The following is a 25,047-nucleotide window of genomic DNA, read 5'->3' as shown; positions in this document are numbered from 1 at the left end:
CTCATCAGGCACCAACCTCCGCGACAGCTCATCAACCACGACCAAGATCATGCCCGCAAACCCGACCAAGATCCAAATGAGACACGCCCTTAGCGACGTCGGCGAGTGGACCATGCTGGTGAATCCCCGTGCGTCAGGCTGATCAAGCGGAACATCCCTGTCACCAACCGGTCTCAGAGACGGATGAACTGTCGGATCCGTATGACAACGAGTAACTATTATGTCCAACCGGAAACACAACGCAGCCGCCGAAGCTGTCCTGTTCGCAGTATCCACCCGATGCGCTTACCCAGACTGCGCGCATTCGACGCCGACGCAGCACTCGACCGCGCGCTGGAGGTGTTCTGACGCCAAGGCTACGAGGGTGCGTCGCTGGCGGACCTCACCGGCGCGATGGGCATCAACAAGCCCAGCATGTACGCCGCCTTCGGGAACAAGGAGGACCTGTTCGCCAAGGCCCTCGGCCGCTACCTGCGCGGACCGGGCGCGTTCGCGGAGGCGGCGCTTGCCGCACCGACATTCCGCGAACTCGCCGAACGCCTGGTCCTCGGCAGCATCGAACTCACCGCAGGCGACGAAACCTCGCGAGGATGCCTCACCGTCAACTGTGTCCACGGGTGCGCGCCCGGGGCCGAGCGCGCCCGGCAGGACGCGACCGCCGTACGCAAAGCCGCCGAGGCCGCACTGCGCAGGCGTTTGGCGCAGTTGGGCGACCTGCCCGCCGGAGCCAACCCGGCAACCCTGGCCCGGCTGCTGCACACGATCACCGACGGCATCGCCGTCCAAGCGGCCTCCGGCGTCCCACGCGCCGAACTCGAACGCGTCGCCGAAACGGCTCTGCGACGCCTCCTCGGTGACGGCGTGTGGGGCCACAGCGCCGACCCGCGCTCGCCCGAAGGAACGTGACCGCAGCTACCGCCAGGACGCAGCGCGTTTGCGAGGTCCGCGGTTCGTACTCCTTGAGCCCGAAACCGACTTCAATGCGCGTGACCGCCGGGCCTTGATCCGAACCTCCGACAGCGCATTTCAGGCTCAACCGTGCTTCTCAACGGATCCGCTATTCGCACTCAGCCGGTTCGACCCCCCGGCGCGACGCACCTTCCAAGATCACCCAAGGAGGGGACGCAGATCTACTCCCACCGCGTGACCCCATTTCGCGGCTCCCGAAACCAATCCCCAAACTCCTCTCAACAATCGCCGAAACCCGAGACGCCGCCCTACGCCAAGATCTACCCATAACACCAAATAGCCCGCTGACCGGCGCGCAAGCGCAGGTCAGCGGGCCATTCCATACGTGGAGGTCGGGGAGCTTACTCGAACACAAAAGACCAGGTCAGCGCACTGGAAACACTGCGACGGAAGCTACCGGACCTGGAGGTGCCCGCCCGACCGACACCGAAGCGGCAACGGCCGGGACGCGCCCGGCAGCTCAACGACGACCAAGCGAGACAACTGATCGAGGGCTACCAATCCGGCTCCACCGTCTCCGAGCTGGGTGATCAGTTCGGTATCGAGCGCCGTACCGCCAGCGCGATCCTCCACCGTCACGGCGTTCCGATGCGCCGACGCGGCCTGTCCGACGAGCAGATCGACGATGCCGTCTCTGTGGTTGTTGGTGTGGTGGCGGGGTGAGTTCGTTGAGCAGCTCTTGGGTGTGCTCGCCGAGGGCCGGGGCTGGACGGCGGAAGGTGTCGAGGCCGGCTCCGAATGTCACGGGGAAACGGGCCTGGGGGCAGGTGGCAGGCTCGGACGGTGTACTGAAGAGCTGCCGGGCAATGGCATGTGGGTCGGCCACAATCTCGTCCGGGCTGGTGAGCACGGGGGCCCAGGGGGCGTTGAGGTCGGTCAGCCGTTTGCGCCACCAGTCGAAGTCACGGGCATGGAAGATGTTGCGCAGCAGGTTGTTCACGGCCTGTTTGGCCGCTGTGCGGGCGGCGCGTTGGTCGTAGGCGGGTGTGTCCAGTGAGGGGAATTCGTCGGAGAGTTCGGTCCGGAATTGGTGCCAGAACTTGTCCTCGAAGGTGGCGAGCGACAGGTGGCGTCCGTCGGCGGTGGTGAAGATGTCGTTGTCGCCCTGGACCAGGCCGGCTTCGAGGGGGTCTGGGATGTTGCGCAGGGGCAGCGCGAACAGTGAGCACCAGGCTGTGATCGATTCGCTGAGGGAGACGTCGATGTGCTGGCCCTCGGCGTTCCCGGTTAGTGCGGCGGTCAGCGCGAGGGCGGCGTGCATCGCTCCTGCCATGTCGCCGATGCGCACGCCTGGTCGTGTGATCTGGCCGTCGAGGCGTCCGGGAACGGTGAAGAAGCCGGACAGGCCGAGGAAGTTGAGTTCATGGCCTGGTTTTTGGGCGTAGGGGCCGGTCTGTCCGTAGCCGCTGAGTGAGCACAGGACGAGCCGCGGGTTGGCCTCGTGGAGGGTGTCGTAGCCCAGGCCGAATGCGTCCAGGCCGCCAGGCCGGTAGCTCCCGACGACTGCGTCGGCGGTGCGCACCAGGTCCAGGAAGATGTCCCGGTCGTCTTGGTCACGGAGGTTGAGGGTGACGGAGCGTTTGTTGCGGTTGAGGGGTGTCGAACAGGTCGGGGGCGATGCGAGTCGGGTCGCCGAGGCTGGGCGCTTCGATTTTGATGACGTCTGCGCCGAGGTCGGCGAGCAGGGATGTCGGCTAGGGGCCGGGCAGAAGCCGGGAGAGGTCGAGGATGCGCTTGCCGGTCAGCGTGGACCATGAGGGGCCGGCGGGGGTGGTCATGGAGGGCACCTGTCTTGCCGTGGGTGAAGGGGTCGGTCAGGCCATGAAGGCGATGCCTTGCGCGATGCCGTTGCGCTGGATCTCCGAAGTGCCGGTCAGGATCGAGTTGACCGATTTGTTGGGCACGTTGTCCGGGGCGACGACGCCTGCTGTCGTGCGGGTTCGCCGTACGGGTCGTCGTAGGCGCCGACGTCTCCGGGTGGACACCAATGCCATCAGACCGTGGTCTTGTCGTCGTGCACCCCGGCGAACAAGTAGGTGCCGGTGGCCGGGACCTGGAAGAAACCGCTCCACTGGACGATGAAGTCATCCGCCGGTAGCGCCGGGGCGAACGGGGAGGCCGTGCCCCAGTCCACGTTGACCTGCGGCTCGGTGCGCACCAGCGTCGGCTGCACACCGTCATCAATCACCGTGTTGCGGTTGAGATCCTTGAAGTACGACGCGCGCAGCCCCTTGGGATCGGTCTGCTGCCAGTTGTAGGAGAACGACACGCCCGCGGTTCCGCCGACCGTGGTGAACGTCGGCGAGGACACCTGGGTGGAGATGTTGCCGTTGGCCAGGTTCACTTCGACAGGCCCGACATCATCGGTCGGGGACGGGCCGTGGTCACCGATGCGCAGATCGACCTTGACATGCCCCACCCAAGACGAGGTCGTGCTGGTCAGGTTCGCCACCGTGGTGACCTGACAGGTGTAGGCCACACCGTCCTGCAACACCCCGGCGGGACGGTCCACTGTGGCGTGCCCAGGCAGCCGGGCTCGACCACCACACCGGTCTTGGCGTCCGGGCCGGTGGCGACTCGGAAGCAGTACTTCACCGCCTCCCCATCGGCATCCGACACGGCCCCCACCTGCAAGGTCGGTGTTATGGTCGCCACCGTCGCGTTGTCCGCCGGGGCGACCATTGGCGCGGCCGGCGGTGCCGATCCCACGTGAACGAGCAGTGTCGCGTCGAGGTGTTTGTAGGTCCACACTCCGGCCTGCTCGTGGCCGATGAGCATGAACCACGCGGTCGGGTTTCCCCGCTCCACGAGGTAGCGGATGACCCCGGTCAGGCCGTCGCCGGAGAAATGCCCCGCGTCGCCCACGTAGGTGCTGGCGACGTAGCCGCCCACGCTGTTGAAGTCGAAACCGGAGGCGTGGTAGAGGTCGGTGTTCCACGACTTCACCGACCCGACGTAGCCCGGCACCTTCCAGACATCCAGGCGCGAACCGACCACCGTCTTACCGAACAACGGCGAATAGTCCACATTGAACACACTGCGGTTGTACGTGGCACCCGCCGCCTGGCTGTTGCCTACCCGCAACCCGCGGTTCGCGCACTCATCCCCATCCGAGCGGTAAGCGCGCGGCGCCACCGAACGACATCGTCGGATCCACGAAGACCGGATACTGCCGCTGCGGCGCTTGTAGCCACTTCTCATCGATCGCGACGGTGAGGATCCACTGTGGTCCGTCCTGGCTCAGCTCGTAGCGGCCACCGGTCATCGCAGGCGCCTTGTCACCGCTACCAGAGGAATCCAATGCCTCGATCGGCGGCAGGACCACCTTCACCACACCGGCCGCATCCTGCGTCTACCCCACCACCGACGAACTGAGCACGCCCGACGGTATTGGTCGCTACAACCACTTCACCCACAACACCTCCATCTACTGGACACCCACCACCGACGCCCACCTCGTCTACGGAGCCATCCGGGAGCACTGGAGCGCCCTCGGCTGGGAAACGTCCTGGCTGGGCTACCCCACCAGCAACGAATACCCGGTGCCCGCCGGACGCCGAACCGACTTCCAAGGCGGCTACATCGAAGGGAACGCCACCACCGGAGTCACCACCGCATACCGCCACCAGTGAAGTCGAAGGCCATGTCCCGCAGGGCGTTGACCGCGGACGGGCGGTACGCGCCCACAGCCAACCCGCTGAGCATCTACTCGAGCGTCGAACCACGAAGCCGTGGGGTTCGGCAACTCCGAGGTCGCGACGAGAAAGCGACGAGCCGAGTCACGGGTTGCCGAACAACCACATGACAACTAGCGGAAGCAGCACCGGCAGCGAGATCGCCCACAACACCAGCCCGGCAAAACGCAACCGATCCACCAACGACACCGCGCTGTACCCACCCCCGACAGCCATGGCCGTGCTGCCCCTTCCACTTCCGAACACATGATCTTGCTAAGCCATCGCAGGCCACGCCACCGGCGTTACGCTCGCCGGGCGCCCCCTGTAATGATCACCCACAAGGGCTAAAGAAGAAGCACATGAGCACCGAAATCGGTCTGACTCGACCAGGTTGCCCGGCCCGAACCATTCATCGCGACTGATGCCGCGGTGCCAGAAGCCACCGAGGTGCTGCGGCCGAGGGGCCATCAAGCGGAGCTCCCGCAGACGCCGGCGTCGGAACCGCCGCGGTCGGTATCAGGGACGCTCTGAATAGCTGGACCGTCAGACCGCCCAATCAGGCTTGACTGCTGTCAAGCCGATCGCAGGTACTTCCCGGATGGGTTCTGCGGGATTTGCGCGTTGGCACCTCGCAGCAGGCTCAGCAGAGGATTCGCGATGTCCGACAGCAGGCAAGTCAGCGACGAATGTTCTTCCGTGTCGAGCCGGTGCCGCCTTGCTCGGCGCCGATTGATGGCGCTGACCTCGCCGAGGAATGGCTGCGGGTCCGGCGAACGGTGTTGAGGCAGTTGGCGTGCGGCACCACGCCCGCGCCGACTGAGATGGGCCAGCCGGACTCCGCTGCCGGTGGCACGGATCCGAGGAAGATCCCGCAGGCTGGTGAGCAGGTAGGCGGGAAGGTCAACACCGGCGTCCGCGCCGTGCGCGCGGTACCAAGCGACAGGATCGGTCGTGATCGTCACCGAAAGTGTGATCGTGAGTCTTTCACGCACTGCGTGGCCTTTCGACGCGGAAAACGTGAATGAAGTCCCACCCCGAGCAATCTCCTCAATTCAGCTGTCTGAGATGCTTCAGGGCAGGGCGACAGGGAAACACTATTCCCGGATAGAGCTCAATGCATGCCGAGCGGGACGCCCATTCACCAGGACTACCCATGCATGGTCGTCCGGCTGCCTTTACTCATCGAGTCTGTCTCCGAGTCAGCGACGCAGGACCTGTCCCCTTTGCCATCAACGCGGTCAGGCACGGGCGGCCACGACCTTCATCCCGTACGTGATCTTGCGCGCACCGAGACGTCCAGTGCTCCCTGAAGGTGCCAGGGAAGCGCTGCGACCGTTGGCACCGCTCGGTTTGCCGCCAGGCTACGTCGGGCCTTGATTACGGCAACTGTCGTCGACGTCCGGACTTCACACTGCACGAGACAGTACCAACCAGGGCATATCAAACGGGGGCCAAGTCTGCGTCGCATTAGTCTTCGAGGACAGCGCGGTCTTGTGCTGCCCGGTCGGCGGACTCGTCCATAGTTCGGGCAGGGTGACGAGGTCACCGGAGGCGGCGGTCCGCGGAGGAGGCGGGGCTGATCGTCCCGCAGCGCTCGGAGGGTGGACGTCGCCGTTTTCCCGCCGTCAGCTGCGGCGGGCCAGAGCGTGCCTGACAACGGGTCGACTAGGGCACCCCGGGCGCCGCTGCGTGTCGGATCACCAGACTCGAAGACCCACTCGCCGAACACGCCAAGCCGGGCCCTGAGCCGCACAGCTGGCGATCGTCGCAGCGTCTGGGTTGACGGCGGCCGAGTGACGTGTAGGGTCGGTGGTGGTCGTTGTTTCTGGGTTCGTGTTTTGTGCATGCTCGCAGGATGTTGATGCGGGCGAGCTTCTTTCTTTGGTCGTAGCTGGAGTTAGCCGCCGTCTGAGATCCCCCGGCCCGGGCCTCCGCACGATGTGGTCGTCCGTCATACCTCAGCTCCCAGGAGGAGACACGCATGACTAGCGGAACCGTGAAGTGGTTCAACTCGGAAAAGGGCTTCGGCTTCATCGCTCCGAACGAGGGCGGGCCGGACGTGTTCGTGCACTACTCGGCGATTGATGCCGGCGGGTTCCGGAGCCTGGAGGAGGACCAGCAGGTGACCTACGAGGTCAGCCAGGGTCCCAAGGGCCCGCAGGCCGACCTCGTGCGCGTGGTCTGACAACCCTCTCTGTTCTCCGGTGGCTCCTCACCCACTCGGGTGGGGAGCCACCGGAGCGTTCGGCGAGCGCACCACCCCGCCTCGTCGCCCTCCGCGCACTGCCCGCATCGATCCGTATTGCCGCCACCAGGCGGTGGACTGGATCGGCCACGGGACAGGAAGGAATGCCATCACCACATCAACATCACTGCACCACCCGCGCCGACGGCACCGCGATCTGCCGGTCATCGACCGGGTCTCCCACCCGGAACCGGCTTTCGGCGGGTGCACCCGTGGCCCGAGCGCGGTGAGTCCGGTCCAATTCGCCGAACCCGAACACTCCCGGGCCATCCCCGAGCAGCACCACCCAATCGCTGACCACAGCGATGCCGGGATGCGCCGGTTGCGCATGCCGTTCGACCCCGACCCGGCCTAGAGATCGCGGCAGCACGCTGCCGCCCTCGGCCGAGACGGCATCGCGCACCACCCGCCCAGCACCTTCAGGAGCGCTCCGATGGGCGGCGACGACGCACCTGCGATGGTGACGATCCGGAGAATGTCGGCGCCGAGCCGGTGGTGGACGTTCACCCATGCTCCAGCCAGGCCAGGCTGGACCAATTAGGAGTTGCAGAGGAAGGACACCAGTGCCTGCGGTCTGACAGTGCGCTGCTCGACCAGCTCGGCGACCGTGACCCGCTGCCCCGGGTGCCGCCGTGCGCACAGGCCGTCCAAAGAGGACTGCGCGGCGGCGATCGTGGCGTCGTCGCTCAGGGTCCGCCATCCACCAGTGTTGCGCCGCGGAATGGTTGGCCTTCTCCACCACTCTTGCCGGTTCCCGCGCCGCGACGGCCAGGAGCATGCGGGTCAGGACTGCGGGTCCTTCGAGGCCTGCAGCCTTCCCGCCGGCAGCCGGTCGGCCCCCCAGCTGCGTTCGATGTAGCCGATGATCCGCGCGACGTCCTCGGCGGGCACCCTCTCCGGCTCGCCGCGCTCGAGCGGGTCGGCGTGGAAGATGTAGAGCCGCGAGGCAAACTGGTCGAACGGCAGCGAGGCCTCACCGAACCGCTCACCATTACCCGCGGTGGAGACCACAACGCCGTCGCCCCAGTCCTGGCCGCTGTCGTTGTTCGGGTTGAAGAAGTACACCCGCATGACGTCCTGCGGATCCGGCGCGACCCGCAGGATCGTGATCGCATGCCAGCCGACGTAGCGGGCCGCGCTGTCGGTGACGGCGACGCCGGCCGGCTGCGGGTGGATCACCGGCTGTCCGCCGTTGTAGGGCGGGGAACCGCCCAGGACCGCTGGCGAGGATGGAACGTCAACGTAGAAACCCTCGCCTACGAAAACCTAAACCGGGCAAGGGAACCCCGCACATCGACCGGTCAGCGTGTGGAAAACCCGGAAGAGACAGCAGGAATAACCAGAACGAACGTCACGATCTGCGGCGCCAACGTCGCTTTGACCTCCGCATGCGGGCTCACCGGCCTACGCGCTGCTGACCAGGGGCAGCGGAGGCACGGGAAATGCCGGTGCTGGCCACGACGCAGCCCTCCACCACCTCACCGGCCGACGGGGCCAGATCGGCGCGACTGAGGCCGGCCACCTGGCGCACAGCCGCCTCGACGTCCGCCCTTCCGTGAACGTTCACCAGCACCTCGAACGCGGCTGCGGCCGCTGCCGGAGCGAGACCGGCCGCCACCTCCGCCAGGTTGCGGACCTGCGCCAACAGTTCCGGATCCGGCACCGTCCCGCATGGTTGCCTGCCGTGCCTCATACCTGTTCCCATCGGCAGTCAAGCGGCCCCTACTTGAGGCCGCGTCAGGGGACGCGAAACCCGCACACCGAGGCGGGCGGGGCAGAAACGTTGAAGACGGGTGGATGACGCGCGCCCCCGCGTCAATTCACGGTCACCCACCCGCCGCTGCCCCCACGCCGCACTTGGTTTGCCGGGGACAGGAATGCCATGGTGCGGCTTCGACCGCGTGATCGGCATATTCCGGACACATCCCGTACGAACGAGTTACCGGTGTCATCGCCCGAAAGAGTGCCATCATCCGACGGGCCCCTGGAGACCCTTCGCGGTGTGATGGACCGTCGAATGAATCACTGCCCTGGGTCGGGTTCAGCCGGGTGGCGGGTAGGGTCGTGGCCTGGCGGCACGGTGCGCTTGTCGCGGATGGTGCCGTCGCTGGCGGTAGTTCGACGCATCCGTCGAGTACGCGCCGCGGGTACCCGCGTCGAAGCGGACCTCGGCATCGACCTCCGCGCGGAGATCGCGTCCCAGCGAATCGACGTCCACTTGGGACGGATCAGACGTCCACGCACGACCGCGGTCGGTGAACAGCTTGGCGCGCCCGACGGCGACCTCCCGCCCCTCGACGATGCCGTGCACGCTCAGGTCGGCGCGTTGGTGAACTGCTCCACGCGAGGCAACACGCCCGCTCCCGGCCCCGAAGCTCCAACCTCGTGGATTCCCGCAGCGACTGTTTCACACTTCGCATGCGACGTCCGTGGATGCTTCAACGCGCCTACGTCGCCGGAATGCATTGACACGACGAAGGTAGCGAGGAACAGCTCAGCCCTTCACCGCGCCCATGGTGAACCCCGCGACGAACTTGTCCAGGAACAGGTTGAACACGAGCGCTATCGGCACCGCAACCAGCACGGTGGCCGCCTGCAGCGACTGCCAGAAGAACACGTCGCCCCGGACCAGCTGGGTCGGCACGCCAGTGCTCACCGGCATCTGGTCGGTCGGCGCCACGAACGCCAGGGCGTAGATGAACTCGCTTGCGGCAAGGGTGAAGGCGAACACCACCACCGCCACGATGCCGGGGAACAGCAGTGGCAGCACCGCCCGCACGAATCCACCCACCCGGCTGTAGCCATCGACCATCGCCTGCTCCTCGATGTCCTTCGGGATCGCCTTGAGGAATCCCATCAGCAGCCACACCGACACGGGGATCGTGATCGTCGGGTAAACAAGCACCAGCGACCAAGTGGAGTCCTGCAGGCCGAAGGCCACCACGGCCCGCCCCAGCGACAGGAAAAGCAAGCTCGGCGGAACCAGGTAAACGAGGAAGATTCCGATTGCCATCGGAGTCGCCCAGCGCAGGCCGAAACGGTCCAGCGCATACGCCGCGGGCAGGCTCAACGCCAGCGTGATCGCCACCACCAGCAGGCCGGACCATAGCGTGTTCCAGGCAAAAGTGACGAAGGCGGTGTCAGTGAACAGGTATCCAACGTGGTCGGCCGTGGACGGACGGTTGAACACGAACGGGTTGTTCTGCGGGTTGTAGAGGTCGCGGTTCTGCTTGAACGCCGTCACCACGCTCCATAGGAAGGGCCCGGCACACACCAATGCGCCGAGGATCGCCGCGGCGTAGACGCCGATCCGGGACGCGAGGCGCCGATGCGCATAGCGCCGGCGCGGCCCGGCTGCTCCGGCGGTCATCACAGCACCTCCAACCTGCGCACCGCCCGCAAAATCGCGATCGCCGCAGCCAACAGCAGCGGGAAAAGGAACAGCGCGATCGCCGCACCCTGTGCAACGTCGCCGCCCTCGATACCCCGGTAGAACGCCCAGCTAGCCAACAGCTGGGTGGAGTCGTTCGGTCCGCCGCGGGTGAGCACCCGGACCACCGCCATGTCCGTGAAGGTGAAAATGGCGCCGAACAGCGCCGCCACCGCGACGATCGGCAGCACCAGCGGAACCGTCACCTCGAACATCCGCCGCCAGAAGCTCGCTCCGTCGACGCGCGCGGCCTCCTCGATTTCCCTCGGGATCGCCAGCAGGCCGACCATCGTGATGACGGCGGCCAACGGTGTGAGCCGCCAAACGTGCACCGCGATCACTGACAGCATGGCCAGCCCCGGCTGGCCATGCCAGTACATGTTCTGCGCGGGACCGAGAGCGCCGAACTGCCGCAGCACCCAGTCGATCGGCGAGCAACGGCCGTACTTCCGGAAGGTCGGCGTAGGGAACGCCGGGGAGATTTCTACTTGGGATCTCGGTCGCAGTGGTCGCCGGACCGGGTCTGCCCTCGTCCTGTTGAGGCATGGGTGCTCCTTGTCGCCGCGTATGAACAACCCCAGCAGCGCTTTCCGGGACACCACAAAGATAAGCCAACCCGCGGGTTTCGACGGGCCCGAACAGGGGCAGCGGCAGATCCGCCGCCTGCGGCACAACATCGATGCGAGCTCACCGCCAGGGTCCGTCGACCTGCGATCGGCGCAGCCGATTCGTGGAGGCAGACGACGGCTCAGCCAGAACGATTGACGCGCAGGATCGTCGGACCACGTCCGCCGCTCCTGCGGATGTCAGGCAGCGGACGTGGTCCGGCTCCGATCAGGCAGGCTGCATCGCTTGCGGCGTCATCTGTCGGCACATATCCGCGCACCGAGTCATGACGTCCGCCAGTTCGGTCATCTCCGGAGTGTTCACCTGCCTGCACATCTCGGCGGACATCTCGCACATGTCGGCGCACATGCTGCACATTCGCACGCACATCTGCACCATGTCCGCGCCGGCCTCCGTCATGCTCGAACAGCGCATCATCATGTCCGCGCACATGCGACACATGTCCGCGCAGGACATCATCATCATGCTCAGCTGCATCGACTGTTCACTGCGCATTTCCATGCAACGAGACAACATCTGCTCGCAGATGTCATGGCACTTGTGGCACATGTCGATGCACTGCTGCATCTCGGTGCTCAGCTGACGTGTCATTTGTGAACCTCCTACATGTTCCAGGCCTGGCAAGGATTCGCTACGCCGGGCACGGCGCACCGACCTGCCAGCGGGCTACGAGAGGTCCTGCCTACTCCTGGCCTGCCGAGATCGCACGTCGTGAGCCGCCATACGAGGGAGACCACCGGCCAAGGCATCGGCGCGTTCGTCATCCGAGCGCTTCCGGAACATCCCCCTGGTGGCGGGTACGCAGAAGTTCCGCCGACCGCTGGCACTTTCGCAACGCCTGCACCGCCGTCCCCTCGCGTTTCCGGACGGACGGGCGCCGGTTGCCGCCAGGTCCGCAGCGGTTGCACCATCGAAGGCGGAGCCGCCACGCGGGAGGCGCGATGCGCAACGGGGACGCCAACAGCCAGGTGCCGGACCGGTTCGGCCGGTGGTTGCGGGACTTGCGGATCTCCGTCACGGATCGGTGCAACTTCCGCTGCCGGTACTGCATGCCCCGGGAGGTCTTCGGGGCGGACCACCTGTTCCTGGACCGTTCGGAGCTGCTCACCTTCGAGGAGATCACCAGGCTGGCGCGCGTCTTCGCCCGCCAGGGCGTGCGCAAGATCCGGCTGACCGGCGGGGAACCGCTGCTGCGTCGGCAGCTCGACCAGCTCGTCGGGATGCTGGCGGAGGTCGACGGCATCGACGACATCGCGCTGACCACGAACGGTTCGTTGCTGGCGGCGCAGGCACGAGGCCTGCGCGATGCGGGCCTGTCGAGGGTGACGGTCAGCCTCGATTCGCTGGACGCGGAGCGGTTCGCGCGGATCAGCGACACCCGGGTGCCGCTTTCCCAGGTACTGCGCGGCATCGCCGCCGCCGAGGAGGCGGGTCTGGCCCCGATCAAGGTCAACACCGTGGTCAAGCGCGGTATGAACGACGGCTCGGACGTCCTCGACTTGGCCGGGTTCGGCCGCGAGCACGGTTACGTCGTGCGGTTCATCGAGTACATGGATGTGGGCACCACCAACGGCTGGCGGATGACCGACGTCGTACCCGCCCGCGAGATCGTCGACCGTCTACACGCCGCGTGGCCCCTCGAGCCCGCGGACCCCGACTACACCGGCGAAGTGGCCCGGCGCTACCGCTACCTCGACGGCGGCGAGGTCGGCATCATCGCCTCGGTGACCGAGCCGTTCTGCCGCACCTGCACCCGGGCCCGCCTGTCCGCGCAGGGCGAGCTGTTCACCTGCCTCTTCGCGTCCAGCGGCCACGATCTGCGCGCGTTGCTGCGCGGCGGGACCGACGACGCCGAACTGGAAAGCCACATTCAGGCGCTCTGGGGACGACGCACCGACAGGTACTCCGAACTTCGCACGACCGAAAGCACCCGCGCCCGCAAGGTCGAGATGTCCTACATCGGCGGCTGATTTCCCTTCCTCTGCCCCGGCGCGGGGCGGTTGGCAGTCAGTCCCGGTGAAGACCTGTTCCGGCTGAGCGCGGCCTTGACCGGCCGGTCGAGGAACTCGGCCGCGGCCGCCATCAGGAACGCAGTGGCCCTACCTGGTTGCTGCGTGTGCAGTGCGGTTGCACCGCACTGCCCGCACCCGAACCCGAACCCAGCACGTTCGCCATCGCGGTGGCCGCCTGCCCGCCCGTGGCCCTGCTTCTGTCCGTCGAACTACTCAACCAGACACTCAATCTCCCAGATCGCCACCGAGCCCGTGGAGTCCGGCCGCACAGCTACGCACTCGGAAGGCATGGGGGCGGAATGTGATCCAGGCGAGCCACTGACAGCGGTCGGCGAGGTGCCAGCGCTGCGCACGGCCAGGCCGTGCTCGATCCACGCCGGACACGTTAGACGTCTGGCCCTGGCAGCCGGGCGTGTACGCGCCGTTTCAGATGGAGGGCAGGTTTTGCACCGGGTCAGGGCACCCGGCCACACCACAGGTCGTAGAGGGGTGGGCGGTCCCGGTTCGGCAACCGACATCAAGTCCCGGGGGCCTGACATCTGCCGACGCTCCACAGGGCGCCGCGGGGCCACGACCTCGTGGTGCAAGGCGAGGATCTCGGTGTTGATCGAGGCAGACGATCGACCGGGCGCGACGGACCAGTGCAGCAAACGCACGAGCTTCGATCAGGCCCGGAGTTCGGCCGCACGCAGGCCCCTTGGGGCACAACGCATATTTGACAGCCCCTCACCCGGCGGCCCCGAGGCGCTTGCTGCGATCGACCGCCCGCTCGGCGAAGGAGATGCCCCGTCATTCCCTGACGATCCGGCGCTGCCCGATCGTTCGGTCACGGCGAATGCCTCGACGTGAAGCATTCCGTTCACTACCAGGACACCACTGGAAGTTGAGATGATCACGTCTATCCATCTCCGGAAGAGGCATCGCCTTGAGAAACATCCTTCGCCGGTTCAGCGCCATCGCCGCCGGCACCACCCTGCTCGCCGGCGCAGCCTCCGCCGCACCGGCGACCGCCGCAGCCCCTGTTGACGTGCAGCTGCTCAGCATCACGGACTTCCACGGGTACCTACAGCCACCCACCCCCGGGCAGGGCGGCCAGATACCGGGGCCCAACGGCACCCCGGTCACCGTTGGAGGGGCAGCGTATCTGGCCTCGCACCTCAAGGCGTTGCGATCCGGGCACCGCAATTCGGTCTTCTTCTCCGCCGGCGACAACTTCTCCGGTTGGCCCTTCGAAGTGGACGCCTTCCAGGACGAGCCGACCATCGAGGTCCTCAACGAGATGGGCCTGCGCTTCTCGGCCATGGGCAACCACGAGCTGGACGTCTCGCCGGACTTCCTCGTCGACCACATGGAGAAGGGCCGTTGCTTCGGCACGGTCAACGAGGACAGCTGCTTCACCGACTCGACGGGTGGCAGGTTCCAGGGCGCGGACTTCGACTTCCAGTCCGGGAACATCGTCTCCAAGCTGACCGGCCGCCCGGTCGTGGACCCGTACCGTATCGAGTGGTTCGACGCTCCCGGCGGCAAGCGCGTCCCGGTCGGCTTCATCACCACCACGGTGCCCGACACCCCCACCGGCTCCACCTCCTACCAGCCGGGACTGCGGGCTCTCGACCAGCTGGAGACGGCCAATCGGTACGCCGAGGAACTCAAGCGGCGCGGGGTCGAGGCGATCATCCTCAACGTCCACGACGGTGGCTCCCCGAAGACCGCCGCGACGTCGAGCTACAACGAGTGCGACTCCGCCTGGGGGCCGGTGATCGACCTGGCGAAGCAGGTCACCCCCGAGATCGACGCCGTGGTCAGCGGCCACTGGCACTCGCGCTTCAACTGCATGCTGCCCGACCCGGAAGGCAACCCGCGCCCGGTCGTCGAGGCGGGCAACCACGGTGCGCTCATCAACGAGATCGGGCTGTCGCTCGACCCGAGCACCGGTGAGGTCATCCGGGACCGGACCAGCTCGGTCAACCACGCGGTAACCCGGGATGTCGCGCCGGATCCGGCGGTCCAGAAGATCGTCGACTACTGGGCCGGCCGCGGCGCCGAGCGCTTCGCCGAGCCGGTGGCCACCCAGACCGGCTCCTTCACCCGCACGCCGAACGCCGCCGGCGAGAGCACCGCCGCCGACCTGTTCGCCGACATCCACTACTGGGACGCCAATCGCACCCGGGACGGCAAAGCCGACCTGGCGCTTATCTCCGCCAAGCCCGCCAAGGGCAGCACCGCCGTCCGCGGCGACCTGCCGTTCGCGAAGGGCAGCCACCCCGGCGACGCTGACGGCCGGATCCTGTTCGGCGAGTCCTGGAACGCCTACGGCTACGGCAACCCGGTGCTCACCGTCGGGGTCACCGGACGTCAACTCGACGCCATTCTCGAGCAGCAGTGGCAGAAGCAGGCGGACGGCAGCGTGAAGTCGGCGCCGCTCGCGATCTCCCGCAATGTCTCGTACAGCTACGATCCGGCGCGGGCGGTCGGCGACCGGGTCGAGCCGAGCGAGGTGCTGATCGACGGGAAGCCACTGGATCCGGAGCGCACCTACCGGGTGGCCGCGCTGGCGTACACGGTGATCGGAGCGGACGGATACAGCGCCTTCGAGGGTTACACCGACCCGGTACGCAACGGTCCTGACCACGAGGTCTTCCTGGACTACCTCAGGGAGCAAAAGGTGATCTCCCCGGCACCGCTCGACCGGGTGCGCATCAAGGACTGACCCCAATGCGGCTGCGCCCACGCCTGGCGTGGGCGCAGCCGCATACCGGCGCCATCGCTATGTCGTCACCACGCCGGGCTCCCCCAACCGCAGAACGTCGAAGAAGCGGGCCATCCGCTCAGGGCAACGCGGAGGAATCGGCCGAGTTCGAGCCAGCCGATTCCCCGCGGCTGCCATCCGCGTAGCCGACGTCAGTCAGTGCCGTCCGCAGCACGCTCTCCAGTTCCGCCCAAGTCAACCCATCGGGGAGGCGGTAGTCGACGGCCGGCATGATCGCGTCGTTCGGGACGTCGACGTCGAGGTGGACCTAGTACCCGGCGCTCCCACCGACGGCGAGCTGGTCGACCGCGTGGCGCGCTGCCGCAGCGGCGCCCGCTGCACGCACACCGTCGCGGTCGATCGCCCGCAGCTGTGGCGGTAGCGGCTGCATCCCGGCCTTGGCGGACTCAGCGGAGTCGCGGCGCTCCGCACGAAAGATCACCACGCAGATCTACCGCACGATCAGTTCCTAAGAGCTCCCGGATACTCATCAGCCACACGACCCGGCCGCCAAGATCGCCCATGTGGCTGAGACCAGAATCGACAACACCCTTCGCATGCGTGGCAGGGCACAACGTCACGAGCACCGGCGCTCGCGGGCCGATCACCAACGATGAACACGGCTCCACCCCGGTCACCGGGACGCGTCATCATCAATGCGCGGGAGGGGGATTGCCGCCTCGGTGGATTGCGCCGGTTCAAATTGATGCGAAGCAGCGCGCCTCTCCAGGTCGATCGAGCGCCGTAGCGCTCCCACGGTGTGCGCCCGGCGGCGGGAGACCTGGACACGGGTGCTTCGCCTCGCTGCTCCGTGGCAACTCTGGTCTTCTTGGTGCACGCAAGCCCCCTTGCGTAATGGGGCGGGTGACCCCCCGACGGTCACCCGCGCCCTTCCCCGAATCCCGGCAAGACCCCCGACGTCTCACCAGGCACACACGCCCCTGTTACAGCAGGTCAGAGGGCATGTACAGAGAGTTTCACGAGCGACTGAAGGTGGCGTCAAGGGAGTGGGCGTTAAATCCAGGTAACCAGACCACCCGCATCGTGCAGCAGGCCCAGGCGCCGAACAGAAAACGCCCCCGCACCCGACCGGCGAAAACCGGAAGGATGCGGGGGCACGCTACGTCACGCGGCGCGGTGCCGCCCAGGGTCGGGCTCGTCGACGCCCGGCGGCTCGTAGGTGAGTGGGGTGTTGGACCCGAGCAGTAGCCGGATCGCCCATGGCGGGAGGTGCGGCTCGATCTTGCGGAGTGCGGCGGGGACGACGGTGCGCAGCCAGCCGCGGAGTTGGTCTGACAAAGTGTTTCTCCTGTAATAGAAAACGGGCATCGCGGTTGCGGTGCCCGTTGAGGTGGTGCGGGGTTGATCAGGCGGCCTCGCAGGGCACGTAGAACTGTTCCCAGACTTGATCGAACAGCTCCCGATCGCGTTCTGTGTAGACCGAAACGGATCGGGTGGTCCCATCCACGAACCGCGGGGCCTTCCTCGGACTGGCCCCGCGGCGCTTGCGGTAGGCGGCTGTGAGTCTCGTTCCGAAGCTGGTCCGCATCGAACGCAGTTGCTTGCCTTTGATCCCCGCAATCCTGCAGATATTCGTCCACAGTGAGCAGCCGGTCTTCCTTTTCCACGGGCCAGCGGCGCGTCCCTGAAGCACTGCGGGTCACTGCCAGTCACTCACAGGGGCGCAAGGCAACCGAGAGTGCCGGACTCGGGGCCACAGGAAACTCGTCCCACCGCGCTCAAGCCCTTTCGGTGAGCATGGCACCTGCCGGGCTGCCTACTCTTGCCGTGTGCCGCGACAAACGGAGTACTACCACGACCCGAACGCCCCCGTGGCCAACTCGCTGGCCCCCACCTCGTTCGCGGTGGTACGTGATGCTCAACGTCGTGTTTTGCTAGTGCAGCGCATCGATACCCGGAACTGGGAACTGCCAGGCGGGAAGGTCAACGTCGGGGAGTCCGCACCCAATGCCACCGTGCGTGAGGTGAACGAGGAAGCCGACGTCCTCATCACCGTGACCGGGCTCGCCGACGTCTATACCGCCCCGGGGCACGTCATGGTGTACTCCAGCGGGGAGGTGCGCCAGCAGTTCGCTGTGTGCTTCCACGCCAAACCGCTGCGGGGTGAACCGTGCCCGGATCACGAAGAGACGATCAACGCCGCATGGGTGGAAACCGAAGCCCTGGACGACCTACCCATCCACCCGAGCATGAAACTGCGCCTGGCACACGCACTAAAACAGCCTGCACAGGTGCACGTGGCCTGAGTGCCGTCGCAGCATGCTGTCGCACGAGGCGGCGAGCCCCCTGGGAATGCGTGCTTGATCGGTCGGTCCTATGGGGGGCCATCCTGGCCGGGGCGCGTCGCCAGGCCGTGGTCCAATCGCGGATGACAGTCTCCGCGTCCTCGCCAGTTGGGTTGGTGAAGTGGGCTTCCCCACGGTTGTGTTGTGGACACTCGCGCGGCGGTCTTGACGGCGTCCGTGGCGCCGCCCGATCCATCGGACCTCAGGCCCGGGCAACGTGTCGTTCGCCGGAGCTTCGCCGTCTTCGGACGTCCGGTGCGCCGGTCGGCGTGCCACTGGGCGGTCGTGGCCTGATAGTCCACACAGCCACTACGAGTCGCGGCGTTACGACGGAGTTCCCGCGAGATCGTCGACGGCGATCGGCCCGTCCGCCGGGCGATCTCACGCACGCCACAGTCCCGGCCGTTCAGGATCGCGATCTCCTCGCGCTCGGCGAATGACAGGTAGCGTCCCGACAGCGGCGCATGATCAACCGACGGCATCCCGCCACTCTCACGGAACCAACGCACCCCGACCGCGGGCGACACGCCTGCGGCCACACCGGCTTCCTCGCTCGACAAACCATCGGCGATCGCCGCCCAGAACCGCTGCCGACCCCCACGCCGTGCTGCCGGCGGACGACCAGGCGAACGCATCGGCGCCCGCCCAGCCAGATCCAACCGACGCCGCTTCGACTTTCCCACCGCAACTCCTCGCACCCGAGATGTTGCGACGACCAGTTCCTTGAAAAGAGGCTGCCGTCGCCGATGGGTGCACGGAAGGTTTGCGATGCCTGAGGCCGGCGCGGGGTGGATCGGCGAGGTCGGTCCCGGACCGAGCTACCTCGGCCGAAGGCTCGGGTTGGCCCGGACAACGACTTCACCAACCGCAACACCACCTTCATGACCTACGACCTCATGCACATCGCCGCCCTGCTCCGGCAGGCTGGAGGCGTGTCCGTCTACGGCAACCAGCGTTCCGAGTGGGCTGCGGGCTGTCACTTCGGTTTCGACAACCCGGACTACCGCTGACGGGTACCCCCAAAGGAGAGTCCACGATGACTGGACAGAACACGGACCTGGCAACGATGGTCACCGGCCTCGGTTGTGCTGCCATCGTGGATGCCATGGGACGAGCCCACCAACACCGCGCGCACGTGCTGAGCCTGGTCAGCCCCACTCCGCAGCGCCCGATGTTCGGCCCCGCCGTGACAATCGCTTACCTGCCTTACCGCGACGACTTCACCGATACCAAGACCGCAGGATTCGCCGACTGGTTCTACCGAGCGGTAGGAGATACCCCCGCAGGGGCGGTCCTTGTGCTCTCCAGCGGCGGCTACCCGGACGTCTCGCACGGCGGTGGCACCAAAATGTCCCGCCTGCACAACCACGAGCTCGCCGGGCTGCTCTGCGACGGCCGGCTCCGCGACTTCGACGAACTGGCCCGGTACCGCTTCGCCACCTGGTGCACGGGCGAGGCCACCCGAGCGGGCGGCGACACCGTGATGCCGTGCGCGGCCAACATCCCCGTCGAAGTCGGCGGCGTGTGCATCACACCCGGCGACTACATCTACGCAGACCGCGCCGGCGCCGTCGTCATCCCGGCGCACAACGTGCGGGACGTGCTGACCGAAGCGCAACACATCCAAGCCGAGGACAAGGACTTCCTGGCTCAGATCCGCAACGAGGACCCTTCAGCACTACGGGCAGGAAGGCGCTTCGGGCGGCAAGAGCTGTAGTGATCTCGCCTGCTCGGCGTTCCGCCCATTCCGGGCTGTCAAGATGTCCAAGCCACAGGGCGAACTCGTCACCGTGCAGTCGCACAGCAAGTTACTCGGGGTGCGCAGCGTCGCCGAGACGTGCGGCAACAGCCGCCAGCACCGTGTTGCCGAACCGGTTGCCCGTACGACTTCTACGCGATGGTCCGCTACTTGCCACGTCGAGGTTTACCCGCTCGTCACCGAGGCGGCCAGCAGCTCCTCAGCCATGCCTCAACCAGGTCACTCATCAGGTGACCGTCTGATCCAACGGCGCCGCTCGAGCTCGTCGTCGTCGACCAAGACAAGCATCGGCTGACCGGGAGCCATCATCATCGTCACGAGGAAGCGCAGAGGGATGTCGGTGCGGTTGTTGACGTCCTGAAAGTGGATTACGTCTCCGCCGGGTTCCCAGAACGCCTCGCCGGCCTTGATCGCCCGCGGCGGCTCACCTTCCAGTTCGAAGACCATTTCGCCCTCCAGCACGTAGCCGAAACAGGGGCCGCCGGGGTGGTGGTGCGGCGGGATCCCGGGATCGCCGGGCGGCCACTCGATCACCAGGGTCATCACTTCCCCGTCCGCCGGCCGAAAGGACGGGGTGACGCTCTGAAGCACGGTCATCGCGTTCTGCACCTTGTCGTCTGGGCCGGGATCGATGGCGGCAAGACCCACCACCACTGCGTGGCGATCGACAACGAGGCAACGCGGTTGCTGTCGCGGCGGGTGGCCAACGACGAGACCCCGCTGCTGGAGCTGATCGCCGAGGTTGTCGAGCTCGCTGAGGGCGAGCCGGTGACCTGGGCGGTTGATCTCAACAGTGGTGGTGCCGTTGGCCGCACCGAAGCCACTGAGGCGCTGACACGACTGCTCGCCACCTGGCGGCCGAGTCAATAGGAGCGCAGCAGCAGATACGCGGCGGCTACGGAGCCCAGAACGGCTGCGCCGTAGCAGAACGCGATGATGGGTGCGCTGAACTCCTTGAGCTGGAGGCCGTCATAGAGGGTGTAGCGGAAGCGGTGCGCCCAGTGGAACAGCAGCGTCACGCACAGGCCGAGCAGCACGATCTTCGTGGCGGGATGCCGCAACACCGCGAGCAGGTGCGCGTGGTTCGGCGTCGGCAGCAAGCCTGTCGGGAAGGCGATGCCGAAAAGCACCAGAAGCACTGGTACCAGCAGTGCGGCGACCGTGCCGCCGATGCTGAAAAGCAGCCACGCCAACGGTTCCGGTGATCTCCGCCGGTCAGCCATCCAGCACCACCCAGGCCACCGCGGCGGACACCAGCAGCCACAGCAGGTACTGCGACGTGAGGATCGGCGCGGGCCCGACCCGTCGGCCGCGGACCCGAACGACCACCGCCTTCGGCGTGAGGCCGAACCAGGTCACGGTGTGCAGCAGGACGAACAACAGCGCGACCGCGTTCAGCACCAGCACCCACCCGCGGCTCCAGGCGAGGAACTGCGCGTACCGGTCATCGCCGGTGGAGACAGCGTGCACCAGCAGGAGCAGGTACACCACGAACCAGGCGATGAAGATGCTACTGATCTCGCGCAGCACGAACAGGAAGTACGAGCGTCGCCGCAGCCACCAGAACAGCGACACCGGCTTCCGGTACGCCGTACTCATCGTGGCCCCCGCGGCCACAGGAAGTCCTTGAGCGACTGCATGGCCGCCGTCAACTTGTAGCGCTGGATGGCACCCGCCGGATCGACGCCCTTGGGACAGGCCGTGGTGCACTCGCCGACGAACGTGCACGCCCACACGCCCTCGGCCGCTGAGAGGACGTCGCGCCGGTCTTCGGCACCCTGGTCCCGGGAGTCGAGGTTGTAGCGCTGAGCGAGCGCGATGGCCGCCGGGCCGAGGAAATCGGGGTCGAGCGCGTACACCGGGCAGGCCGAGTAGCAGAGCATGCAGTTGATGCACATGCTGTACTGCTTGTACTCGTCCATCTCCATCGGCGTCTGCCGGAACTCCTCCTCCGGAGGCGGCTCGTCGCGGACGAGCCACGGCTTGACCTCCGCCAATTTCCGCATGAAATCGCCGATCTCGACGACGAGATCGCGGATCACCGGGAAATTGCGCAGCGGCTCGACCCGCACCGGACCGGGCGCGTAATCGGTCAGGAACGTCGCGCAGGTCAACTTCGGATCGCCGTTGACCGTCATGCCGCAACTGCCGCACACTCCCATCCGGCACGACCAGCGGTAGGACAGCGTGCCGTCCACCTGGTCCTTGATGTAGTTGAGGCCGTCGAGCACCACCCACTCCCGGCGCAGCGGCACCTCGTAGGACTGCACGGCCGGTTCCGCGTCCTGTCCCGGGCGGTAGCGCGTTACCTGCAAGGTGATCTGGTCCGCCATGGCTAGTCCTTCCCGTACACGCGCTCGGCGGGCGGCCAACGCGTGATGGTCACCGGCAGGTACTCCACCCTGCCGCTGCCGTCCGACTGGCGGCGGATCAGCGAGTGGGTGAGGAAGCGCTCGTCGTCACGGGCCGGGAAGTCGGTGCGCTGGTGCGCGCCCCGCGACTCCTCTCGGCGCAGCGCGCAGTGCACGATGGTTTCGGCCACGTCGAGCATGCCGGACAGTTCGAGTGCGGCGACCAACTCGGTGTTGAACGTCCGGCTGTGGTCGTCGAGGCCCACCGCGCCGAATCGCTCCCGGAGCTGCCCGAGCGTGTCGGCCGCTTTCGACAGCGACCCTCCGTCGCGGTATATCCCCGCGCCGTTCTCCATGGTTTCCTGCATTTCGAGGCGGATGTCCGCGATGCGTTCGCCGCCTTCGGCATGCCGCGCCAGTTCCCGTTCCAACCGCCGCTGCTCGTCTCGGCCCTGCGCCAGCACTGCCGACGACGAGCCGTGTCCGGCCGCGGCGAACTCGGCCGCCGCCCGGCCCGCCCGCGCGCCGAAGACCAACAGCTCCGGCAGGGAATTCGAGCCCAGCCGGTTGGCTCCGTTGATGCTCACGCAAGCGACTTCGCCCGCGGCGTAGAGACCCGCGAGCCCGGCGGCACCGTGGATGTCGGTGTGCACGCCGCCCATCATGTAGTGGATCACCGGCCGCACCGGGACGAGCTCCCGAACCGGGTCGATGTGCTGGTACTGCAGGCAGAGCTCCCGCACGAAGGGCAGCTTGGTGTCGATGAGCTCCGCGCCCAGGTGGCGCAGGTCCAGGTGCACGATCGGGCCGTGCGGCGTGTCGATCGTGCGGCCCTTGTCGAGTTCGTGCACGAACGCCTGGGACAGCCGGTCGCGCGGCCCCAGCTCCATGCTGCGCAGCTTCGGTGTCGGCTCCGGCTTTCCCAGATCGTAGTCCTGCAGGTAGCGGTAGCCGTCCTTGTTGAGCAGCCAGCCGCCTTCGGCCCGCGCGGCCTCGGTGATCAGGATGCCGGTGAACGGCAGGCCGGTCGGGTGGTACTGGACGAACTCCATGTCCTTGAGCGGCGCCCCGGCCCGGTAGGCCAGGGCCATGCCGTCGCCGGTCTTGATGTTCGCGTTGGTGGTGAACGGGTAAACCCGGCCGCAGCCGCCGGTGCACACGACGACGGCGCGGGCGGTGATGGTCTCGATCCGGCCGGTGGCCAGCTCCATTGCCACCACACCGCACACCCGGCCGTCGTCGACCAGCAGCGAGGTGGTGAACCACTCGTCGTAGCGCACAATGTCGGAATAGGACAAAGCGGTTTGGAAGAGCGTGTGCAGCAGGTGGAATCCGGTCTTGTCCGCCGCGAACCAGGTCCGCTTCTTTCGCATCCCGCCGAAGGCCCGGACCGCGATGCGTCCGTCCGGCTGCCGGCTCCACGGACATCCCCAGTGCTCCAGCCGGAGCAGCTCCGCGCGCGCTTCAGGGACGAAGACCTCGACGGCGTCCTGATCGCACAGCCAGTCGCTTCCGGACACCGTGTCGTAGGCGTGCTCGTCGAAGGTGTCATCGGGACCGGCGACGGCCGCCGCACCGCCCTCGGCAGAAACCGTGTGGCTGCGCATCGGATAGACCTTGGAAACCACCGCCACGCTCAGCCGCGGATCGGTTTCCGCAACCGCGATGGCCGCCCGCAGCCCGGCACCTCCGCCGCCCACGATCACGATGTCGTACGAAGCCGCCACCATCCGCCCACCTCACGCCTCGCGGTCGGCGCTGTGCTCGTCGACCAAGACCTTGCCGTCGTGGCGGACGGTCCTGATCCGCACGCTGCCGTCGTGGAATTCGTGCCGCACCTGGCGGCAGCCGCATTCGTACGCCGCGTCGTCGATGAGCAGCCCCGCGGCGTCGTCCTCGCGGTGCCGAACGCCCCGCACGAACCACCCGCACGGGGCCCGTTCCCGGAAATGAGTGTTCTCGCCGACCACGACCCCCACCCCCTGCGGGACGGTGACCCGACTCAACAAGAGGATACGGCCGCACCGGCACGCCCCCAAAGCTCGTGAGTGGTTGTACCGGTTCTTACCGGGACAACCACTCACGACGTTTTCGGACCAGTTCCACGTCCTCCGTTTCGCGCATTCCGTGCACCACCAGCACCGCCAGCACCGCCAGCACCGCCAGAACCATCACGGGGGAGACGCCAGGAACGCGAACGCGCCCGGCGCCTCCTCCAGCACCCGGGAGAAGTCCTCGGCCCCGGTCACCGGCTGCGGCGGTCCCGGATTTCGACCAGCAAACCGACGTCGCCGAATCGCAGGAAACCGTCGTGGTCGCGCGCACCCCGAACCCATTTTCGTACCAGCCCCGCAACCGTTCAGGAGCCGTGCTGGCCAGCAGCATGCCGCCGATGCTCGGCGGTGACGCCGGGTTCTCGTTCATCCCTGCTCCTTCCCCGCGCCGATGCAGACCAGGCCAACCTGTCGAACTCAGCGGTGGCCCGACACGCAGTGCCGGTACTGCGACGAGGCGCGGCCGGCATCGCCGGGCGATCCGACCGCCACCGACCCATGGAAGGCCACTGCAGACACTCGGCACTAATCGCGATGACACCCCAGATGATCTGTGGATTTCTTCCTCGTGGCACTGGTTTTCCGGACCCCACACTGCGGCGATCACGCCCCGGCGGCCGATGATGTCGAACGCGTAACGGTCACAAGGGAATTCGAACCACCACCGCGTGGTGCGCGTCTGAGCTTCTGTCGCACCGCGAGTCGCCCCAACGGAGTCCCCCACGATCGCCCTTGGGCGTCGGGCGGCACCCGGCGCTGAACCCCAAGAGGAGAAACACCGACCATGACCTACGCCCCCGAGAACGCGCCTGCGCACGTGCACACGCCGAAGCGACCGGTGACGCTGCTCATCCTGCAGATCTTCGCC

At 66.9% G+C, this 25,047-nt stretch carries 29 protein-coding genes and 6 pseudogenes; 11 read left to right on the top strand and 24 right to left on the bottom strand.

The window, feature by feature from the left end; translation table 11 throughout:
- Positions 1-363 precede the first annotated feature (363 nt).
- Positions 364-906: pseudogene (locus AB0I53_RS43895) on the top strand (TetR/AcrR family transcriptional regulator); the annotation flags it as partial.
- A 523-nt stretch (positions 907-1,429) separates the two neighbouring features.
- Here the strand turns inward: AB0I53_RS43895 and AB0I53_RS43890 are convergent.
- The 6 genes and pseudogenes from AB0I53_RS43890 to AB0I53_RS43865 form a co-directional block, all read right to left on the bottom strand.
- Positions 1,430-2,557, bottom strand: a pseudogene (locus AB0I53_RS43890) (CaiB/BaiF CoA-transferase family protein); the annotation flags it as partial.
- The gene (locus AB0I53_RS43885) at positions 2,523-2,654 is read right to left on the bottom strand and encodes a CoA transferase (RefSeq protein ID WP_358615565.1); all 132 of its coding nucleotides are present in this window, start codon (positions 2,652-2,654) and stop codon (positions 2,523-2,525) included. The gene AB0I53_RS43885 and the pseudogene AB0I53_RS43890, both read right to left, overlap by 35 nt.
- A gap of 129 nt (positions 2,655-2,783) precedes the next feature.
- Positions 2,784-2,963, bottom strand: a complete 180-nt coding sequence (locus tag AB0I53_RS43880) for a hypothetical protein (RefSeq protein WP_358615562.1) — start codon at positions 2,961-2,963, stop codon at positions 2,784-2,786.
- Positions 2,963-3,421, bottom strand: a complete 459-nt coding sequence (locus AB0I53_RS43875; RefSeq protein WP_358615559.1) for a PA14 domain-containing protein — start codon at positions 3,419-3,421, stop codon at positions 2,963-2,965. The genes AB0I53_RS43880 and AB0I53_RS43875 overlap by 1 nt, the downstream gene beginning before the upstream one ends.
- Positions 3,409-4,005, bottom strand: a complete 597-nt coding sequence (locus AB0I53_RS43870; protein WP_358615557.1) for a hypothetical protein — start codon at positions 4,003-4,005, stop codon at positions 3,409-3,411. Before AB0I53_RS43870 ends, AB0I53_RS43875 begins: the two co-directional genes overlap by 13 nt.
- A 64-nt stretch (positions 4,006-4,069) precedes the next feature.
- On the bottom strand, positions 4,070-4,234 hold the full coding sequence (locus tag AB0I53_RS43865) for a hypothetical protein (protein WP_358615554.1): 165 nt from the start codon (positions 4,232-4,234) through the stop codon (positions 4,070-4,072).
- An 88-nt stretch (positions 4,235-4,322) separates the two neighbouring features.
- Here AB0I53_RS43865 and AB0I53_RS43860 point away from each other — a divergent pair.
- Positions 4,323-4,601 (top strand): annotated as a pseudogene (locus tag AB0I53_RS43860) (hypothetical protein); the annotation flags it as partial.
- Positions 4,602-4,748: 147 nt separating this feature from the next.
- Here the strand turns inward: AB0I53_RS43860 and AB0I53_RS43855 are convergent.
- Positions 4,749-4,880 carry a hypothetical protein gene (locus AB0I53_RS43855; protein ID WP_358615551.1) on the bottom strand — a complete coding sequence of 44 codons (132 nt, stop codon included), beginning with the start codon at positions 4,878-4,880 and terminating at the stop codon, positions 4,749-4,751.
- Between the two features lie 338 nt (positions 4,881-5,218).
- Positions 5,219-5,608, bottom strand: a complete 390-nt coding sequence (locus AB0I53_RS43850) for a hypothetical protein (RefSeq protein WP_358615549.1) — start codon at positions 5,606-5,608, stop codon at positions 5,219-5,221.
- Between the two features lie 1,019 nt (positions 5,609-6,627).
- Here AB0I53_RS43850 and AB0I53_RS43845 point away from each other — a divergent pair.
- Positions 6,628-6,831, top strand: coding sequence for a cold-shock protein (locus tag AB0I53_RS43845; protein ID WP_132492334.1), 204 nt, complete (start codon positions 6,628-6,630; stop codon positions 6,829-6,831).
- A gap of 184 nt (positions 6,832-7,015) precedes the next feature.
- On the opposite strand, the gene AB0I53_RS43840 is transcribed toward AB0I53_RS43845, so the two are convergent.
- From AB0I53_RS43840 to AB0I53_RS43815, 6 genes are all read right to left on the bottom strand, one after another.
- Complete coding sequence (locus AB0I53_RS43840; RefSeq protein WP_358615546.1) at positions 7,016-7,297, bottom strand: hypothetical protein; 282 nt, start codon at positions 7,295-7,297, stop codon at positions 7,016-7,018.
- Between the two features lie 377 nt (positions 7,298-7,674).
- Entirely contained in the window at positions 7,675-8,070 is a 396-nt protein-coding gene (locus AB0I53_RS43835) for a hypothetical protein (RefSeq protein WP_358615543.1), read from the bottom strand.
- 217 nt (positions 8,071-8,287) lie between these two features.
- Positions 8,288-8,554, bottom strand: coding sequence for a hypothetical protein (locus tag AB0I53_RS43830; protein ID WP_358615541.1), 267 nt, complete (start codon positions 8,552-8,554; stop codon positions 8,288-8,290).
- 378 nt (positions 8,555-8,932) lie between these two features.
- On the bottom strand, positions 8,933-9,202 hold the full coding sequence (locus tag AB0I53_RS43825) for a hypothetical protein (protein ID WP_358615538.1): 270 nt from the start codon (positions 9,200-9,202) through the stop codon (positions 8,933-8,935).
- 183 nt (positions 9,203-9,385) lie between these two features.
- Positions 9,386-10,261 carry a carbohydrate ABC transporter permease gene (locus tag AB0I53_RS43820; protein WP_358615535.1) on the bottom strand — a complete coding sequence of 292 codons (876 nt, stop codon included), beginning with the start codon at positions 10,259-10,261 and terminating at the stop codon, positions 9,386-9,388.
- On the bottom strand, positions 10,261-10,740 hold the full coding sequence (locus AB0I53_RS43815; protein WP_358615533.1) for a sugar ABC transporter permease: 480 nt from the start codon (positions 10,738-10,740) through the stop codon (positions 10,261-10,263). The genes AB0I53_RS43820 and AB0I53_RS43815 overlap by 1 nt, the downstream gene beginning before the upstream one ends.
- Positions 10,741-11,213: 473 nt before the next feature.
- Between AB0I53_RS43815 and AB0I53_RS43810 the strand changes: the two genes are divergently transcribed.
- The 4 genes from AB0I53_RS43810 to AB0I53_RS43795 all read left to right on the top strand — a co-directional run bounded on the left by AB0I53_RS43810 (position 11,214) and on the right by AB0I53_RS43795 (position 15,670).
- Entirely contained in the window at positions 11,214-11,531 is a 318-nt protein-coding gene (locus tag AB0I53_RS43810) for a hypothetical protein (protein WP_358615531.1), read from the top strand.
- 358 nt (positions 11,532-11,889) lie between these two features.
- A complete protein-coding gene (gene moaA, locus AB0I53_RS43805) occupies positions 11,890-12,918 on the top strand; it encodes a GTP 3',8-cyclase MoaA (RefSeq protein WP_358615528.1) in 1,029 nt (342 codons plus the stop codon).
- Between the two features lie 645 nt (positions 12,919-13,563).
- Positions 13,564-13,809: a hypothetical protein gene (locus AB0I53_RS43800; RefSeq protein ID WP_358615525.1), complete on the top strand. Its 246-nt coding sequence runs from the start codon at positions 13,564-13,566 to the stop codon at positions 13,807-13,809.
- A 76-nt stretch (positions 13,810-13,885) separates the two neighbouring features.
- A complete protein-coding gene (locus AB0I53_RS43795; RefSeq protein WP_358615522.1) occupies positions 13,886-15,670 on the top strand; it encodes a bifunctional metallophosphatase/5'-nucleotidase in 1,785 nt (594 codons plus the stop codon).
- 307 nt (positions 15,671-15,977) lie between these two features.
- Here the strand turns inward: AB0I53_RS43795 and AB0I53_RS43790 are convergent, their stop codons facing one another.
- Positions 15,978-16,154 carry a hypothetical protein gene (locus AB0I53_RS43790; protein WP_358615520.1) on the bottom strand — a complete coding sequence of 59 codons (177 nt, stop codon included), beginning with the start codon at positions 16,152-16,154 and terminating at the stop codon, positions 15,978-15,980.
- Between the two features lie 680 nt (positions 16,155-16,834).
- On the bottom strand, positions 16,835-17,008 hold the full coding sequence (locus AB0I53_RS43785; RefSeq protein ID WP_358615518.1) for a hypothetical protein: 174 nt from the start codon (positions 17,006-17,008) through the stop codon (positions 16,835-16,837).
- Between the two features lie 491 nt (positions 17,009-17,499).
- On the opposite strand from AB0I53_RS43785, the gene AB0I53_RS43780 reads away from it, so the two are divergent.
- The gene (locus AB0I53_RS43780; protein WP_358615515.1) at positions 17,500-17,976 is read left to right on the top strand and encodes an NUDIX domain-containing protein; all 477 of its coding nucleotides are present in this window, start codon (positions 17,500-17,502) and stop codon (positions 17,974-17,976) included.
- 269 nt (positions 17,977-18,245) lie between these two features.
- Here the strand turns inward: AB0I53_RS43780 and AB0I53_RS43775 are convergent.
- Positions 18,246-18,650 (bottom strand): annotated as a pseudogene (locus tag AB0I53_RS43775) (helix-turn-helix domain-containing protein); the annotation flags it as partial.
- 136 nt (positions 18,651-18,786) lie between these two features.
- Between AB0I53_RS43775 and AB0I53_RS43770 the strand changes: the two are divergent.
- Both AB0I53_RS43770 and AB0I53_RS43765 read left to right on the top strand, forming a co-directional pair.
- Positions 18,787-19,025: pseudogene (locus tag AB0I53_RS43770) on the top strand (flavodoxin family protein); the annotation flags it as partial.
- Positions 19,026-19,051: 26 nt separating this feature from the next.
- A complete protein-coding gene (locus tag AB0I53_RS43765; RefSeq protein WP_358615513.1) occupies positions 19,052-19,732 on the top strand; it encodes an RraA family protein in 681 nt (226 codons plus the stop codon).
- 261 nt (positions 19,733-19,993) lie between these two features.
- On the opposite strand, the gene AB0I53_RS43760 is transcribed toward AB0I53_RS43765, so the two are convergent.
- A complete protein-coding gene (locus AB0I53_RS43760) occupies positions 19,994-20,422 on the bottom strand; it encodes a cupin domain-containing protein (RefSeq protein WP_358615511.1) in 429 nt (142 codons plus the stop codon).
- Here AB0I53_RS43760 and AB0I53_RS43755 point away from each other — a divergent pair.
- Positions 20,378-20,578 (top strand): annotated as a pseudogene (locus tag AB0I53_RS43755) (transposase); the annotation flags it as partial. The gene AB0I53_RS43760 and the pseudogene AB0I53_RS43755 overlap by 45 nt on opposite strands.
- A gap of 59 nt (positions 20,579-20,637) precedes the next feature.
- On the opposite strand, the gene frdD reads toward AB0I53_RS43755, so the two are convergent.
- From frdD to AB0I53_RS43725, 6 genes are read right to left on the bottom strand one after another with little or no spacing between them, the layout of a single operon-like run.
- Positions 20,638-20,997: a fumarate reductase subunit FrdD gene (gene frdD, locus AB0I53_RS43750; RefSeq protein ID WP_358615509.1), complete on the bottom strand. Its 360-nt coding sequence runs from the start codon at positions 20,995-20,997 to the stop codon at positions 20,638-20,640.
- Complete coding sequence (locus AB0I53_RS43745) at positions 20,990-21,373, bottom strand: hypothetical protein (RefSeq protein ID WP_358615507.1); 384 nt, start codon at positions 21,371-21,373, stop codon at positions 20,990-20,992. The genes frdD and AB0I53_RS43745 overlap by 8 nt, the downstream gene beginning before the upstream one ends.
- Positions 21,370-22,107, bottom strand: a complete 738-nt coding sequence (gene sdhB / locus AB0I53_RS43740) for a succinate dehydrogenase iron-sulfur subunit (RefSeq protein WP_358615505.1) — start codon at positions 22,105-22,107, stop codon at positions 21,370-21,372. Before sdhB ends, AB0I53_RS43745 begins: the two co-directional genes overlap by 4 nt.
- Positions 22,108-22,109: 2 nt before the next feature.
- Positions 22,110-23,855 carry a fumarate reductase (quinol) flavoprotein subunit gene (gene frdA / locus AB0I53_RS43735; protein ID WP_358615503.1) on the bottom strand — a complete coding sequence of 582 codons (1,746 nt, stop codon included), beginning with the start codon at positions 23,853-23,855 and terminating at the stop codon, positions 22,110-22,112.
- A gap of 9 nt (positions 23,856-23,864) precedes the next feature.
- Entirely contained in the window at positions 23,865-24,131 is a 267-nt protein-coding gene (locus AB0I53_RS43730) for a hypothetical protein (RefSeq protein ID WP_358615501.1), read from the bottom strand.
- Between the two features lie 58 nt (positions 24,132-24,189).
- On the bottom strand, positions 24,190-24,549 hold the full coding sequence (locus AB0I53_RS43725; RefSeq protein WP_358615499.1) for a hypothetical protein: 360 nt from the start codon (positions 24,547-24,549) through the stop codon (positions 24,190-24,192).
- Between the last annotated feature and the right edge of the window lie 498 nt (positions 24,550-25,047).

The sequence above is a fragment of the Saccharopolyspora sp. NPDC050389 genome, assembly GCF_040655595.1.
GTDB lineage: Bacteria > Actinomycetota > Actinomycetes > Mycobacteriales > Pseudonocardiaceae > Saccharopolyspora.
Note: the sequence above shows the minus strand (reverse complement) of the source record. Positions and strands in the feature narration are given on the sequence as shown.